General features: G+C 53.6%; 16 protein-coding genes. 11 read left to right on the top strand and 5 right to left on the bottom strand.

From position 1 onward, the window contains the following. Nucleotides 1–277 (bottom strand): SPW repeat domain-containing protein (locus B156_RS0123275; RefSeq protein ID WP_018622205.1); only part of this gene is annotated, 277 nt, incomplete at its 3' end. Between the two features lie 52 nt (nt 278–329). After that, nucleotides 330–596 carry a DUF2231 domain-containing protein gene (locus B156_RS31570; protein WP_157627155.1) on the bottom strand — a complete coding sequence of 89 codons (267 nt, stop codon included), beginning with the start codon at nt 594–596 and terminating at the stop codon, nt 330–332. 317 nt (nt 597–913) lie between these two features. On the opposite strand from B156_RS31570, the gene B156_RS0123265 reads away from it, so the two are divergent. The 11 genes from B156_RS0123265 (at nt 914) to B156_RS0123230 (ending at nt 12,628) form a co-directional block, all read left to right on the top strand. Next, nucleotides 914–1,984, top strand: a complete 1,071-nt coding sequence (locus tag B156_RS0123265; RefSeq protein WP_018622203.1) for a glycosyltransferase family protein — start codon at nt 914–916, stop codon at nt 1,982–1,984. A 61-nt stretch (nt 1,985–2,045) separates the two neighbouring features. Further along, a complete protein-coding gene (locus B156_RS0123260; protein ID WP_018622202.1) occupies nt 2,046–3,899 on the top strand; it encodes a glycoside hydrolase family 2 protein in 1,854 nt (617 codons plus the stop codon). A gap of 304 nt (nt 3,900–4,203) precedes the next feature. Beyond that, a complete protein-coding gene (locus tag B156_RS0123255) occupies nt 4,204–4,638 on the top strand; it encodes a response regulator (RefSeq protein ID WP_018622201.1) in 435 nt (144 codons plus the stop codon). Nucleotides 4,639–4,921: 283 nt separating this feature from the next. After that, the gene (locus B156_RS0123250) at nt 4,922–5,323 is read left to right on the top strand and encodes a hypothetical protein (RefSeq protein ID WP_018622200.1); all 402 of its coding nucleotides are present in this window, start codon (nt 4,922–4,924) and stop codon (nt 5,321–5,323) included. 218 nt (nt 5,324–5,541) lie between these two features. After that, complete coding sequence (locus B156_RS0123245; RefSeq protein WP_157627154.1) at nt 5,542–6,045, top strand: hypothetical protein; 504 nt, start codon at nt 5,542–5,544, stop codon at nt 6,043–6,045. Nucleotides 6,046–6,582: 537 nt separating this feature from the next. Beyond that, entirely contained in the window at nt 6,583–7,182 is a 600-nt protein-coding gene (locus B156_RS0123240; protein WP_018622198.1) for a chemotaxis protein CheB, read from the top strand. 286 nt (nt 7,183–7,468) lie between these two features. After that, a complete protein-coding gene (locus B156_RS30530; protein WP_211211249.1) occupies nt 7,469–9,271 on the top strand; it encodes a CheR family methyltransferase in 1,803 nt (600 codons plus the stop codon). Then, nucleotides 9,253–9,549 (top strand): hypothetical protein, encoded by a 297-nt coding sequence (locus B156_RS32005; RefSeq protein ID WP_018622197.1) that lies wholly within the window; start codon nt 9,253–9,255, stop codon nt 9,547–9,549. The genes B156_RS30530 and B156_RS32005 overlap by 19 nt, the downstream gene beginning before the upstream one ends. Next, on the top strand, nt 9,546–11,102 hold the full coding sequence (locus tag B156_RS32000; protein WP_052635788.1) for a PAS domain-containing protein: 1,557 nt from the start codon (nt 9,546–9,548) through the stop codon (nt 11,100–11,102). Before B156_RS32005 ends, B156_RS32000 begins: the two co-directional genes overlap by 4 nt. 29 nt (nt 11,103–11,131) lie before the next feature. Continuing rightward, nucleotides 11,132–11,521, top strand: coding sequence for a response regulator (locus tag B156_RS30515; protein ID WP_018622196.1), 390 nt, complete (start codon nt 11,132–11,134; stop codon nt 11,519–11,521). A gap of 123 nt (nt 11,522–11,644) precedes the next feature. Further along, nucleotides 11,645–12,628, top strand: coding sequence for a chemotaxis protein CheB (locus tag B156_RS0123230; RefSeq protein WP_018622195.1), 984 nt, complete (start codon nt 11,645–11,647; stop codon nt 12,626–12,628). A gap of 134 nt (nt 12,629–12,762) precedes the next feature. On the opposite strand, the gene B156_RS0123225 is transcribed toward B156_RS0123230, so the two are convergent. From B156_RS0123225 to B156_RS0123215, 3 genes are all read right to left on the bottom strand, one after another. Next, nucleotides 12,763–14,058, bottom strand: coding sequence for a hypothetical protein (locus tag B156_RS0123225; protein WP_018622194.1), 1,296 nt, complete (start codon nt 14,056–14,058; stop codon nt 12,763–12,765). A gap of 409 nt (nt 14,059–14,467) precedes the next feature. Further along, nucleotides 14,468–14,692: an IS3 family transposase gene (locus tag B156_RS0123220; RefSeq protein ID WP_018622193.1), complete on the bottom strand. Its 225-nt coding sequence runs from the start codon at nt 14,690–14,692 to the stop codon at nt 14,468–14,470. A gap of 70 nt (nt 14,693–14,762) precedes the next feature. Further along, a partial coding sequence (locus B156_RS0123215) for a DDE-type integrase/transposase/recombinase (protein ID WP_018622192.1) occupies nt 14,763–15,057 on the bottom strand: 295 nt, incomplete at its 5' end.

The raw sequence follows: 15,057 nt of genomic DNA, 5'->3' as shown, positions 1-15,057 counted from the left end.
TGATGCGTTTGGCAAAGCCCAGCAACCAGGGCGAAGCAGCTACCAGCACACCACTCAGCGTATCGGCTCTGAGGTGAGTAGCCATCGGAATTTGTTTCGACAAGCCNGCTTCGTAATCCGTAAAGNNCGATAAGCCCAATACGGCAGCACCCGTGCCGATGGCCACCGAGCGAGCCGCCTTATCGTCGGCAAAACCCAGCAGCCAGGGTGAGGCTATGAATAGCGCTCCGGTCGTGTAATCCAGCAGACCGTGAACGTTGGTTGGAATCGGTTTCATAATACTCTATTAGTTAATGAGTTGAGATATATTCAAATACGTTTTGTACAGATTAACTGGCTGGTGAACCACCCGTTATCTGCACCGTGACCAGAACCATATCCGGGTTGTCGTTTGGCAGATACACCCCGTTGAAGATGACGGAGCTAGCCAGCAGACCAAACGGAAAAACGATCAGAATCGGGTGGGCCGGATGCCCGGCCCGTTTTGCTTTACTTTCCATGCCTTTACCATTTACCTGGCTAACCGCCCGCCCGCTTTGGCGGTTGGAAAGACTTAGCGATAGTGAGGTAAAGGGAAACTTTTGGCACAGGCTCAAGATCTGTTCATCACCGCGTCGGGTTCCATTTCCTCATTCGTTCGCGTCATAAATAACCGGTGGCTTCTTTGTGAGGTTTTCTTGAAACCTTTCCCAATTCCCTGCGACAAATTGGGGGGTAAACTTCAGCAAATGGATATTATTGATAGTCAGAAAAGTACATCATCAGCGCTTACATCAACCCAGTCTATACTGGATACAGTTTCCACGAAGCGTTCCCAAAGTCAAAAAAACAGTGTTTCTCCGCTCAGAACCCGCTGGTTCGCGACATACCCATTCAAGCCGTAGTTTGTTTTTCGCATCTACGCTGGAATTTTGTGTACCAGCGACCGCAACACGTACTGAGTCGGGCGAGTGAACAATGGCCAGTCTGGTTTATCGAAGAGCCTATCTGGGGGCCTACGCTCCGGTTAGACATTCGCCCGGTTACCGATCAGATTCAGGTCGTGGTGCCACATCTACCCGAAGGCATAGATCCTGAAACGGCGGTTCGTCTGCAACGGCAACTGGTGAATCAACTGCTCGAACAAAAAGGCATCACCGATTTCATGGCCTGGTATTATACGCCTATGGCGATGCTGTTCACCGATCACCTCCGGCCACGATTGACTCTTTACGATTGTATGGATGAGCTATCGGCCTTCAAGGGTGCCTCGCCTTTATTACTTCAGCAGGAAAAGAATCTACTAAGCCGGGCGCAGGTTGTCTTCACCGGCGGATACAGTTTATACGAGGCTAAACAGTTACGCCATGAACAGGTGTTTGCTTTCCCCAGCTGTATTGAGTATCCGCATTTTGCGCAAGCTCGTCAGGGTCTACCCGATCCCGCCGATCAACGGCACCTGACCGGACCCCGCATTGGTTACAGTGGGGTCATCGACGAACGGCTGGATCTGGATTTACTTCGTGAACTGGCCGGGCAATTGCCAGACTGGCAGTTTATCCTGCTGGGGCCCGTGGTCAAGATTGATCCCACTACGCTGCCGCAAGGGCCGAATGTACACTATCTGGGCCTGAAGGACTACGCCGATCTGCCCGCCTATTTTAGCAATTGGGATGCCGCCTTAATGCCGTTTGCCATCAATGAAGCTACCCGGTATATTAGCCCCACAAAGACGCCCGAGTATCTGGCCGCTGGTTTACCCGTCCTGTCAACGCCGATTCGGGATGTGGTACGCACCTACGGTGGCTGGGATCAGGTCGCCATTGCGGATTCAGCAGCAGGCCTTGAAAAAGCGCTTGCCCGGCTAATCCGGTATGCCCACAAATCAGACCGCACGGCCCTTGATGCTTTTCTACAGGAGCAATCCTGGGATCATACTTGGCAGCAGATGCACCGACTCCTGATCGGGCAGTTAACGTATGCGCCTGAAAAACAGGCCTACTGAGTGACAGACGCTCCTGGATTCAACAGAAAGACCGTGTGTTTTCTTCTTCCATTTCAGTCGCATGGAAACCAAGCGCCCTAATACCAGCTTTTCAGCCAGCCAACCCGGCCGCACCATCGCTGCCGAGCCGGTGAACGAACTTCCACGGGCTGTTCTTCGGCCAAATACCTATTTGTTGCTTGATGGTGAATGGCGCTTTACGCTAGATCCTGAGGATAAAGGGTTGCTTGAACGATGGTACGTAAGCCATTCATTTGAGGATACAGCCCAGTGGCCCGGCTCCATTGAAACGCATATGGCGCAAGTCGGTAAACAGTCCTCACCCGCTGGTTGGCAAGATCAGGTGATCGCCTGGTACGAGCGGGAATTTGTGCCTCCTGACCGTAGTGAACCGTCTGTCCGTTCCATGATCCAGCTTACGTTTGGGGCTTGTGGCTATGAAACCCGTGTTTGGCTGAATGGTCATCCGCTCCGTACGACTGAGGATGAAGCCGTTCATCTGGGCGAGTACACCTCTTTTTCCTATGAATTACCCGAAGCGTTTCTTCAGACCCACAACCGGCTTACCGTCCGGATTGCCAACACCATGAATGCCGAAATTACCCGTGGCAAACAGGAATCCCATGTATACAAACGGGGTGGCATCTGGTATCAGACCAATACGGGAGCCGTACGTAGCGTTTGGCTCGAAACGGTCGAACGAAACCGGCTGCGTTCGCGCGTGGGCGTGGTGAGTGTTGTCGAAGACCGGCTGGTCCGGTTCAGCGTGACGACCCGCATTCACGATCCCGGCAACTTTACGTTGCGGCTTGAGGCCTTTGATCTGCATGGCAACGAACCGCTGGCAACTTCCGATTATCCCCTGTGTTTAGAAGCCGGGCAAAAGCAGCAACGCGTCGTACTGGATATGGACAGTGCCCAACTGTGGTCGCCTGATTCACCCGTGCAATACAAACTCATTGCCCAGCTTATCGACTCGGAGGGGTATGCCGCCCAGATTGAAACGCAGTTTGGTATGCGAAAAATCGAAGCCCGGGGTCGTTATATTTACCTTAATAACGAGCCTGTCTATCTCGATGGGATTCTATATCAGCCAGGCAGGGCTACGTATGAAGAAATGCAGCGCCACATGCAGGCCATGAAAGAGTTGGGGTGTAATCTGGTACGGGTTCACATTGCCGGAGTCGATCCACGCATCTACAACCTGGCTGACAAACTGGGCCTTATGCTCTGGGTAGAGGTGCCCAGCCCGCATCGCTCAACGGCGCAAAGCCGCCGAAATCATCAAGCTGAACTGCTGCGTATGGTGTCGCTGATCAGTACGCATCCGTCGGTTGTGATCTGGAGCCTTTATAACGAAGACTGGGGTGCCCAGGACATTGCAACCAATCCCGAGACCCGGCAGTACATTATAGACACCTATCATTATATGCAGATCGCTTATCCGCAATTTCTGGTGGTCGATAACGATGGCTGGCACCATATTTCCTTTGAAGGGCGTCTGAAATCGGACCTGCTGACCGCCCATTTGTATACGCCGGACCTGGCCCGATGGCGTGAACTTATCAAGCAATTGGACCAGGGTGAATTGACGAACGTAGCCGCCTTCCCACTCGTTGTCGGCGACCCATTTTTTTACCGGCGTCAGGTGCCTTTAGTGGTGAGTGAATGGGGCGGATTTGGTTTTGCTGACTATGGTGGACCTGCGGAAGCTGCAGACCGGGCCGAGCGTATCCGACTCTTCAAGTGTGAACTAAGACAGGATACCATTGCCGGCGATATCTACACGCAGGCGACCAACATTGAAGAAGAACGGAACGGACTGATTGATCCGCAAACCGGCGCACTAACCGTCCCCGCCGGTTTACTTAACTCCAGGGTTAGCAGTCCGCCCCTGCCCAAACCTATACGCTGAGACACGTACTGTTTCTATTTAGTATAGAACTCGTGGCTCTGGTCGCTGGAGGCAGCATAACCACTTAAAGGCTGGTCATACTGGTATCGTTACGGGAACAAGCCCGCTCCCGCAGCCTGAGTATCGGGCTAATCCGCAGGATTTTGGTTTACCGGCAGTACTATTTACCCCGCAGGTGGGGCGCGTAGCCGAATCGATGCGACTGCTCTAACGGTTCCATTGCCTCACTTACGGGTGGCAGTCTGGCTACCCACCTATTTAAACGGGTTAGGAGCAAACGGAATCAAGCTTTAGCCCCTAGCGTATGAGCTCTACCAAACCCATGGACTGGCTACTAGTCGTCGAAGATCAGGATGATCTGTGGACCATTCTTCAGGCACACTTACGACGCTTATTGCCGGGCGTGCCACTGGTTCGAATCAGCCAGGTGATCCCGGCCTTAAGCCACCTTCAGACCTGTCTGGCCGGGCAACAACCCCTGCCCCGGCTGGTGTTGTCTAATCTATACCTACCCCGCCGGGAGGACGGCTTTCACCTGCTACACGTGCTTAAAAGTCCTGCATCCGGGCTTTCTCACCTGCCGGTCATCATGATGAGTTCGTCTACCGATCCGACGGATGAGCAGGCAGCGCTCGAACAGGGGGCCACTTTTCTGGCCAAGCCAACGCAATTTCCCCATTGGCAGCTGTTTACAAATCGTCTACAGCAGCTATGGAATCTCGGACCTAATACCTCATAACCCAGCGTTTCTCCTGGTGGTTTGTGAATAGGTTCGGTCGGTGGCCACCACCAGCGCGAACGGTCGTAGTCACCCGATTGCAATCGGAGATACACCGCTAGGTAGCCAGCAGCCGGGATGGTGGGCCCCAGGCAAGCTGAAAAGCGGTTGGCCAGTGCCCCTCACAAGGGCTGACTTGGCAGAAGTTAAGCCTGTTTTCTAACCAGTTTTCAGCCGATCAAACGGTAGTTTAAAACAGAGATGGAAATCGTACTCGTTTACTTGTTTCCTACGCTCTTGACCAATGAAACTAAGCCAATCCAGTATGAACGAGTCTAGTTTAGTCGATGCTGAACTAACCGGTATCGACCATCAGAAAGAAAGCAACGTGCTCATCATGAAAGCCTGCCTTTCGACCGGCGGAACGTGTCAGATTATTTTTGAGGAAGTTGGCTGGTGGGAGCTTTGCTCATTTGGCGTGAAGAATATCCTTTGTTCCATTGATGCGTATGACGACCGCTCGTTGACGGAGGTCGTTATACTTGATCAGGACATTGATGAAGCATACATTCGGCTTGTTCGCCAGGGTCATCACGAGCTATTTGTGTTATCGGCTTCCGTGGGCTTATCGGGTTGGATCATTGCCGCCAACATGCGTGTCGATTTACAGCCGAAAAGCGATTCAGTAGCGATCTCGGATCATTAACCAACAATACCGCTCGGCCACGCTCCGGCTGGGTTAATACAGGAGCTGATAGTGGGATGAGCCCGCTACCTCACTTGTCAGCCTGCAGCTCAGTAGCAGGCCTATCTGAGCCGTTAACCTTTACGGGATGCATGAGCACAATACGGTCTCACACTGGCTACCTGTGAGTGTGAGACTGGTCCGCAAACATAAGCTAGCGACAATCAACCCCTATGCTGGTGGAAAATAGACCGATTGAGTTAACCGAGCACGAGCTGCATCAGATAGCGGCTTACCAGGGCGTCCCTTACCACGTTGAATGCGTTGATCCGGCAGCGGGGGCGGTTAGGGTGGAGAAGGGCATAATCAATGAAGATACCGTCGGTCAAATGCAGGTCTACAACCGGGCTCATTGTCTGGTCAGCGTGAAGCTGACCTTAAAGCACATTCGGCTGCTAACCGAAGAGGAAATCCTCACCTGTGCTGCCCTGGTGGGCTACCAGCCCGGTTTTAATTACCGATTGAATCGAAAAGACTCGGTCATCAGTTATGGTTCATTTTTAATTGATTACCACAAACCCGAACTGTTTTTTTTTCGATCCCCCGCGGGTAGGGGCCTCTACGAAGAACCCATAGAAGATTCCCAGGCGTTGACGGCATACTTGAAAAAGCAGGGGTATTACCTGCCTGGCTCGATTGAGGAAATTCTGGTGTCGCTTGTTGGTCCACCCGTTGCCCAGTAGCACTGGGTTTGGAGCTCGCTAAAAAGACTGGGGGTAGCAGTCATGAACGGGCATGACACGGCCCAAATGCCGACAAGCCACTGAGCCTCCAGTCAACCCTGGCTCAACTAATGGGTGTAGCGATACGTTCCAAAAACAAAAGAAAAGTCATTGCATCTGTGCCATCGCTCAGGCAACTGGTATAGTGGGTTACCCCTGGAAAATTCGGTGGGGTTAACCGGTTGATTCCGACATCAGCTGACAGGCCATTTCGGCCTGATTTGACCGCATGCCGGAATGGGACCCTTAGTCAATAGCTTTAAATCGCTGTCTCAAATAGAAGCTTTTTGATTATAAAGTACGCTATCAGATGATTAGAAAAAGCCATAGCAAAAGTAGCTATGGCTTTTTTTGTGCGCTTCCCTCACCGGTATTTCAACCATAATCCTCCTTACCAAGGGAGAAAAACCTATATTTACCCAAACTTGATGGCTCATGAACGGGTCTGGCGTTTTTGCCAGCTTTACCTGACCCTGATTCGATAACCCCATTCCGCTGATGCTTCCCCAAACTAAGTTCTATATGGTAGCCATTGGCGTATCGGCTGGGGGAATGGAACCGCTGCACGAGTTCTTCTCTCAAATACCTCCTGACTCGGGGATCGCCTTTATTGTGATCCCCCATTTAAACCGGGACTACGTCAGTATAGCCGACGAACTCTTAGCCCAACACACAAACCTGCCCGTTGGGTGGGCCACAGAGGGGCAGGAAGTAAAGCCCGACTGCATTTACATGTTACCCATCAACAAGATGATGACCATTGAAAACGGGTATTTACACTTGCAGGATAGACCCGTTCTGGATCGCAGTAATTGGGCCGTCGATATTTTCTTTAAATCCTTAGCGCATGGCGAAAAAGGGTATGCGATCGGCATTGTTCTTTCCGGAGCGGGCTCCGACGGAACCTTAGGCGCGATTGCGATTCATAATGAACAGGGAATGGTCATGGTACAGGACCCGAAAACGGCTGAATTTACCAGTATGCCTCAGTCAGCCATTCTAAAGGATCATCCGACTCATATTTTGTCGCCAATCCGGTTAGCTCATGCCTTACTGGCCTTTGTTTCTTCTGAAGAAACAAAGGCCAGTAAGGCATGAAATGCAACACGTAGTCTGCTGTTACCGCTTAGGCTACCCTACAGACACGGGTGCGACAAAAAAGCTACCCCAATAAACCGGTTACCGAGTGAACCAATCAGGTCTTCGCGACGAAAATAGGTTGGCAGAAGCGTAGTTTGTCGCCTACGATTCGCTTATCTTAGCCACACAATCCGCCTGAAGCGACTACCGTACAGCTAGCCAGGAACCCTGAAAACAGACCTAGACTACCTATTCGACGAGCGATCCTTGCCATCCGCTTCGCTCTCTAACCCCATACCCACTTGTGAGTAAACAATCAGCAACTTCGCTTACCGCTATCGCTTCCACCCCCACTAAGCCCTTCGTGGTGGGCATTGGTGCCTCGGCGGGGGGCGTAGAGGCCCTGATGGCCTTCTTTGAACAGGTACCCGCTCAGTCGGGCATGGCCTTCATTGTCATCCTGCACTTATCACCCGACTTCGATAGCCAGCTGGCCCAGATCCTCCAGAATGTGACCTCACTCCCGGTCACCCAGGTGAGGCAAACCACCAAACTACTGGCCGATCAGGTCTACGTCGTACCCCCCAACCAGCATCTTCAGATGCAGGATGGCAGCCTGACCGTTTTACCCACCCTAACCCAGGAAGAACGCCGGGCACCGGTCGATATTTTCTTTCGGACTCTGGCCGAATCCCATCAGAGCCGGGCCATTGGCGTGGTACTATCGGGAACGGGGGCTAACGGGTCGATGGGCCTCAAACGAATTAAAGAGCGGGGTGGAGCCGTCTTTGTGCAGAGTCCCCAGCAGGCGGCTTTTGCCGAAATGCCCCGCCAGGCCATCGCCACCGACCTGGTCGATGAGGTGCTGGCCGTGGCTGATATACCCGCCAAACTCCTGACCTATTGCCAGGGATTGGGCACTGTCAGCATTCCCCTGGAAGCCGACGAGCGGCCCCAGCAGCAGCAGCAGGCCCTCAGGGAGGTCTTTGCCCAGTTGCGCCTGCGCACCGGCCACGACTTTTCCAATTACAAGCGGCCTACCCTGCTTCGGCGCATTGAGCGCCGGATCAATGTCCGGGGCCTGCCGGACCTGCCCGCCTACAGTGCCTATTTGCAGGAGAACCCCCAGGAAACCGAGGCCCTGCTCAAAGACCTGCTCATTTCGGTGACCAACTTCTTTCGCGATCCGGCCGTCTTCACCTACCTGGAAACGCAGGTACTGCCCCGGCTGCTGGAAAAAAAAACGGCCCAGGACACCCTGCGCATCTGGGTAGCGGGTTGTGCCACCGGGGAAGAAGCCTACTCGCTGGCCATGCTCTGCGCCGAACGGACACTGGGGGTGGTCGACGCGCCCAAGGTGCAGATTTTTGCCACTGATCTGGATGAGGATGCCCTGACGACGGCCCGCGAGGGCCTGTATACCCTCAACGATGCGGCCGATGTATCGCCCCAGCAATTACGCCGGTATTTCAGCCCCGAGGGCGAGCAGTACCGCATCAGCCGCGAAATTCGGGAGATGGTCTTATTTGCCCAACACAATGTGCTCAAAGATCCGCCCTTCTCCCGGCTGGATCTGGTCAGTTGTCGCAACCTGCTGATCTACTTCAACCAGACGGCCCAGGAGCGGGTTCTGGAAACGTTTCACTTTGCCCTCCATCCGGGCAGCTACCTGCTGCTGGGACTCTCCGAGACGGTCGACAGCACCAAGGATTTGTATGCGCCCGAGAGTCGGGAACACCATCTCTACCAGAGCCGCCTGGTACCCAGTCGACGCTATCCCGTACCCGAACTGGGTCCCTCGCTGCTGATGGAACGTAAACCGACGAGCCCCGCCCCCGCTACGGTGGAGGGACAGGCCCCGAACCGGATGAATTACGGGGATTTACACCAGCGTTTACTGGAGCAGTATGCGCCCCCCTCGGTGGTGGTCAATGAGGAGTACGACATCCTGCATTTTACCGACCGGGCGGGCCGTTACCTCCACTTTTCGGGGGGTGAACCCAGCCGGAATCTGCTCAAACTGATCCGTCCCGAGCTGCGCTTAGAGCTGCGACGGCGTTCTACCAGGCCGTCCAACGCCAGGCCCCGGTGGAGGTTCGTAACCTGACGCTGCCCCTGGAAGAGGGCCTCCAGACGCTGAGTATCCACGTGCGCCCGGTACTGGGGGAAGGCGATTCGGCCCGGGGATATTTCCTGGTCCTTTTTGACGCCACGCCCACGGGTGCACCCACCGAAGCCACCCGGGTACCTGACCCGACCGAACCCATCGCCCGGCAACTGGAAGCGGAGCTGATTCGGGTCAAGAACCAGCTCCGCACCACCCATGAGCAACATGAACACAGGCCGAAACGCTCAAAGCCTCCAACGAAGAGTTGCAGGCTATGAACGAGGAGCTGCGCTCGGCGGCCGAAGAGTTAGAAACCAGCAAGGAAGAATTGCAGTCGATCAATGAGGAGCTGACGACGGTCAACCAGGAACTAAAGGTCAAGATAGAGGAAGTCTCCCTGTCGAGCGATAACCTGCGCAACCTGATGAATTCGACCAACATTGCGACCCTGTTTTTGGATCGGAGCCTGCGGGTGAACCTGTTCACCCCCATTGCCCGGGAGCTGTTTAACCTGATTGCCTCGGATTATGGTCGGCCCCTGACCGACATCACCCACCGGCTGGACTATCATCAACTGGCTGACGATGCGCAGCTGGTGCTGTCCAGCCTGCAACCCCTGGAGCGGGAAGTGTCTACCACCGAGGGAAGGGCCTTCATTTTGCGGATATTACCCTACCGAACGGGGGATGATCGGATCAATGGCCTGGTACTCACCTTTGTCGACATCACCCAGCGCAAAGCGGCTGAAGCAAACCTGTTAAAAAATGAGGAGCAGTTCCGGCTCTTTGTGATGACCAGTTCCGATTCCTTATTTAAGATGAGCCCGGACTGGACAATTATGTATTCGTTGCAGGGCCTGGACTTTCTGGCCGACACCCAGCAGCCCTCTCGCTCCTGGCTGGAGCAGTACATCCCCCCAGCCGATCAGGCCAGCGTGCAGACCACGCTACAAGCGGCCCTGGCGCAGAAAACCCCCCTGGAGTTGGAACACCGCATTATTCTGCGGGATGGGACTATTGGCTGGACCTTTCTGCGGGCCATTCCGCTGCTGGACGAACGGGGAACGATTACCGAGTGGTTCGGGGCTGCCAGCGACATTACATCCCGCAAACAGGCTGAAGAAGCCCTCAAAGCGTCCGATCAGCGGAAGGATGAATTTCTAGCCCTATTGGCCCATGAACTACGCAATCCCATGGCCACCCTGTCGAATGCGCTGACGCTGCTGGAAACCACGGGGGGCACGGATGCGGGCCTGCCCCTGGAGGCCATCCTGCCCATGATGAGCCGGGAAGTATCGTACCTGGTGCGGATGGTGGATGATTTGCTGGACGTCAGCCGGATCAATCTGAACCATATTGAGCTTCAGCGCCAGCGGCTGGAACTGGCTCCACTAGTGGACCAGGTGCAGCAAGCCGTCCGTCCCCTGATGGAAGGGGCTGGGCAGCAACTGCGGGTGGAGTGGCCGGAGAGTCCGCTTTACGTCGAGGGCGATGCGGTCCGGCTGATCCAGGTGCTGCGCAACCTGGTAGGCAATGCGATCAAATTTAGCCCGGCCGGGAGCGTAATCGGCCTGTTTTTAGATCGGGCTGGCCAGCAGGCCCGTCTGCGGATCGTCGATGCGGGAATCGGCCTGGCGGAAGGCGAGCTGGTGCGCATTTTTAGCCTGTTCGCCCAGGTAAATAGCTCCCACGCCCGCTCGCAGGGTGGGCTGGGTCTGGGGCTCACCCTGGTCCAATACCTGGTCACCTTACATGGCGGCCGGGTAGAAGCGTATAGCCCGGGCCTTGGTCAGGGGAGCGAATTTATTGTTTATCTGCCCCTGGTGGACTAATCTTAATTTCATACTAGCGCCTATCGTTTATGCCTACTTATGCCGACAAGCCACTGATTTTAATCGTCGATGATAACCGGGACGCTACCCTGCTGCTGGGTCGGCTCCTGGAACTATCCGGCTACACTGTCCACACGTGTAATGACGGTCAGGCGGGTCTGGAAGCCGCCGAGCAGTTGCGCCCGGTGGGGGTGCTGCTTGACCTGGCCATGCCGGGTCTGGATGGGTATGCCGTCTGCCGCCTGATTCGCGCCCAGCCCTGGGGGGAGCGGATGCTGCTAATCGCTGTGTCGGGCTATAGTAGTGAGACCGACCAGCAACGGAGTTACGAAGCTGGCTTCGATTGGCACCTGGTCAAACCGGTCCATTTTGACACCCTGACGGGCTTGCTTCTCGAGCGGCTCCCGCCCCAGAGCTAAACCCCCAATGGACCCTTGCCTCATTAAGCGACCTGCGCGTCAATCAAAAACGAGCCTTCCGTAGTTGAACAGGCTAAACAAGCCGCATGGCGATCGAAATGGATAGGAACGTAAACGGACTACATGGCTAAGCGGGATATTATTGTCATTGGTGCATCGGCTGGCGGTGTATATGCCCTCAAAGAGCTGGTAATGGCACTACCAGCCAGTTTTCCGGCTTCGATCTTTGTGGTGCTCCATAAAAGTGCGACGGAGCCCAGTTACTTACCCCAGATTTTGAGCCAAGCTGGACAATTGCCTGCCGATCACCCCGAGGACGGTACCTCCATTCAGAGCGGACACATTTATATCGCCCCACCGGATCGTCATCTGCTGCTAGAGCCCGGCCGGGTACTGGTCAGAAAAGGTCCCAAAGAAAACCGGTTCCGGCCCTCTATTGATGCCTTATTTCGCTCAGCAGCCTATACGTATGGCCCCCGGGTGATTGGCGTGGTGTTAACCGGCATGCTCGACGACGGAACCTCCGGCATGTGGTCCATCAAACGACTAGGAGGGATCAGCATTATTCAGGACCCCGGGGAAGCGCTTTATCCGAGTATGCCGGAAAGTGTCCGTCAGCATGTAGCGGTTGATCATTGCGTTCGCCTGGCTCAATTGCCCGTCTTGCTGGCTGAGTTGGTGCAAGAATCCGTTGAGCAAGGGTTGACTCTTTCGGAGGGGGAAGTCACTCGAATGGCCACCGAAATGAAGATCATGGAAGGTGATAAATCAGGGGAAATGGATGGTATGAACGTAGGCGAACTCTCGAGTTTGACCTGTCCCGAATGCCATGGCACTTTAGCACGCATCGAAGAAGGCACGCTGACCCGCTATCGGTGCCATACGGGTCATGGCTTTTCCGCAAAAACGCTGCTGAGTGGGATCCAGGAGTCGGTTGAAGATTCGGTATGGAACGCGATTCGCGCTTTAGAGGAAGCTATCATGCTGCTGGAGCAAACCGCAAAGGGTTTAGAAAGAGGAAGTATATCCCTGGATGACTACCAAAGCCAGATTGATCAGGCGCAAGCACAATTAGCCTTACTGCGTCCCTTAGTGACCGGTCGGTAAATCGATGCTTTCATTGTTTTGTCCTGATTTTATTTGGACGTTTAACTGAACCCAAAGGTTTATATTAACACTAGCTATAGCTTGTCAAACTTACCTGGATATTCATGTGTAGTGTTTTATTATTCGTGGCCAGGTTAGTTCAGTAGCTGTTCAACATTGGGGCCAATGGTGTTGCCGCTGCTAGCTTCACTCTGAATAAACAGGCCGCTGGCGCCCGCTGGGCGGGCCAGTTTATTATCCCGAACGACAATGCCACGGCTACTGCCCGGAATGACAATCAGGCTAGCCGCATTTACAGCATGGGTTATACGCAATGTGCTGTTTGTCAAAGATATGTCTTGGCTCTCCACCAGCAGCATGGCATTGGCATCACTACTGACACTTAGAGCAAGCTGATTCAGGGTGCCCTTCCTGGCCCGGATCAACTCAACTTTTTGCTCCGCCGTGAAGACATCACCCGTAACTGAAAAGGATTCGATATCATGCAGGATATAGGCCCGTCCTTTCACTGATCCACTATTATCGCGTAGCGCGATATCAGTGTTTTTACCCGTGCCGGCCCGGGTGAAGGCATAGGCACTAAAAACGGTTTGGGTCCCCTGGATGCGATTACCCGTTGAGGAGACCTGCTGACTATTGACAAATTCAAGGCCACAATATTTGGTATCGGTGATCTGGTTACTGTCCACGACAATCTGACTTGCCATACCGCTCATCGATAAAGCCGGGCCAAAACTGGCGTCCTGGGTGCCCATATTAGTTACCGTATTATGGCTGAATCGAAACCGCTCGAAGAAGCCTTCGGTGCGGCCATCGGCGTGAACGTGGGAGTTGACTTCACAAAAGGCCCGTCCCCCATTTGTGGCCACGCAATGGTGAATATTGATATTTCGTTGCATGGCACCCCGGCCGTTACCCGATTCGTTAAGGGGTGAAAAAGGCAGGAAGTAAATCAGGTTGATGGGCGCATTGGGGGCAGTAAACCGGCAGTGGTCAATCTCATAGCCATCAATGAAGCTTTGCTCGAAGGTACAGATCAGTCCATACTGGTAGGAGCCTGGTCCAGCTGTTGTGGAGAAGTTGATGCCCGTGAGCCGGATCGTCTGACAGGTGCCCAGCACGGCAAACAGATTCGGCACGGTGCTGCTACCGATCCAGTTGGCCGTTCCCTGGCCGTCGATAGTAATCCGATTCTTGTTGGTCAGATTGACTCGTGCTGTGGCTTGGTAATCACCGGGAGGCAAAATAATGTGCGCCCCCGTAGGGGGAGCAGCATCAATGGCTGCCTGGATAGCTTCGCTCGTCGTAGCTGTTACCAGAATATCCGGCACAGGCCCATTATTGATCTGATCCGGATTACAACCCGACAGCAGCCAGGCCAATACGCCAATGCTCCATACCAGTTTTGTGGTGGTTGACTGAACGACCAATTGACTAAACCAATTACTGTGTCTAGGTTGACGGAATAGCGAAGTATTCCTTTTTTGGATTGTATTCATTGAAAAGCGTACACGAGAGAACTTGCCTGCCGAACGATTCGGAACAGGTAAAAAAGGGCAATGCTGTCCTAACGAAGGGCGACACTGGAAACGAGAAGGAAAAGGATACTCCCTGGCCTACGTGGTGGGGCCGTGCGATGCTGATCGGTGGTCGTCAGCGTTGACTCGTCAGGGAGTAAGTAGCAGTATAATCTGAGTGACTGTTACAAAGGTTAAAAAAGGAGTAAAGAAATCCTAACTTAACATGAAAGCTAGATTAAAAATCTAGCTTACGGTCGCAACTGTTGTGGATCTGAAGGTTCGTTGATTCTGAACTTGCAACACAATACTGGACAAATTTTTAAGCAACATGTTGAAGTTGCCTGTCATAATAGTCAAAAGGGGAAAGATAGCCCAGCGCCGAATGCCTGCGTTGACGATTGTACCAGACTTCAATATATTCAAAAACAGCCTGCTTAGCCATGGCTTGCGTCTGGAAATCCTGCTGATACACCAACTCCGACTTGAGGTTTTTGAAAAAGCTTTCGGCCACGGCATTATCCCAACAGTTAGCTTTCCCAGTCATACTTTGTACAACCAGTGGGTGTTTTTTTAGCAGTTTCGTAAAGGCATGACAAGCATACTGCACTCCTCGATCAGACCGGGGCGCCGGAGCGATGAAAGATTAAGGCCCGCTCAATAGGCCGATTTTTAATGGCCATCTGCCAAGCTGGAATGGTTGTTTCAGCGGCTTTCATTGACTTACTCAAAGCCCAGCCAATCACTTTCCGGTCATACAAATCCATAATCATAGTCAGGTAGAGCCACCCTTCACCCGTACGAATATACGTCAGATCCGAAACCCATGCCTGGCCCGGTTTTACCGGATTGAATTGGCGGTTCAAATGATTCTCGGCCACGGGGTAAGTGTGCTTTGAATCCGTAGTCGTG

The organism is Spirosoma luteum DSM 19990, assembly GCF_000374065.1.
Lineage (GTDB): Bacteria > Bacteroidota > Bacteroidia > Cytophagales > Spirosomataceae > Spirosoma > Spirosoma luteum.
This window is presented reverse-complemented; position numbering and strand designations above follow the sequence as displayed.

Bases quoted from the DNA above. Each gene is read 5' to 3' on its own strand.
- B156_RS0123250 (WP_018622200.1), top strand. From the start codon at position 4,922: ATGAAACTAAGCCAATCCAGTATGAACGAGTCTAGTTTAGTCGATGCT.
- B156_RS0123255 (WP_018622201.1), top strand. From the start codon at position 4,204: ATGAGCTCTACCAAACCCATGGACTGGCTACTAGTCGTCGAAGATCAG.
- B156_RS0123240 (WP_018622198.1), top strand. From the start codon at position 6,583: ATGCTTCCCCAAACTAAGTTCTATATGGTAGCCATTGGCGTATCGGCT.
- B156_RS0123260 (WP_018622202.1), top strand. From the start codon at position 2,046: ATGGAAACCAAGCGCCCTAATACCAGCTTTTCAGCCAGCCAACCCGGC.
- B156_RS32000 (WP_052635788.1), top strand. From the start codon at position 9,546: ATGAACGAGGAGCTGCGCTCGGCGGCCGAAGAGTTAGAAACCAGCAAG.
- B156_RS0123220 (WP_018622193.1), bottom strand. From the start codon at position 14,692: ATGACTGGGAAAGCTAACTGTTGGGATAATGCCGTGGCCGAAAGCTTT.
- B156_RS30515 (WP_018622196.1), top strand. From the start codon at position 11,132: ATGCCTACTTATGCCGACAAGCCACTGATTTTAATCGTCGATGATAAC.
- B156_RS0123230 (WP_018622195.1), top strand. From the start codon at position 11,645: ATGGCTAAGCGGGATATTATTGTCATTGGTGCATCGGCTGGCGGTGTA.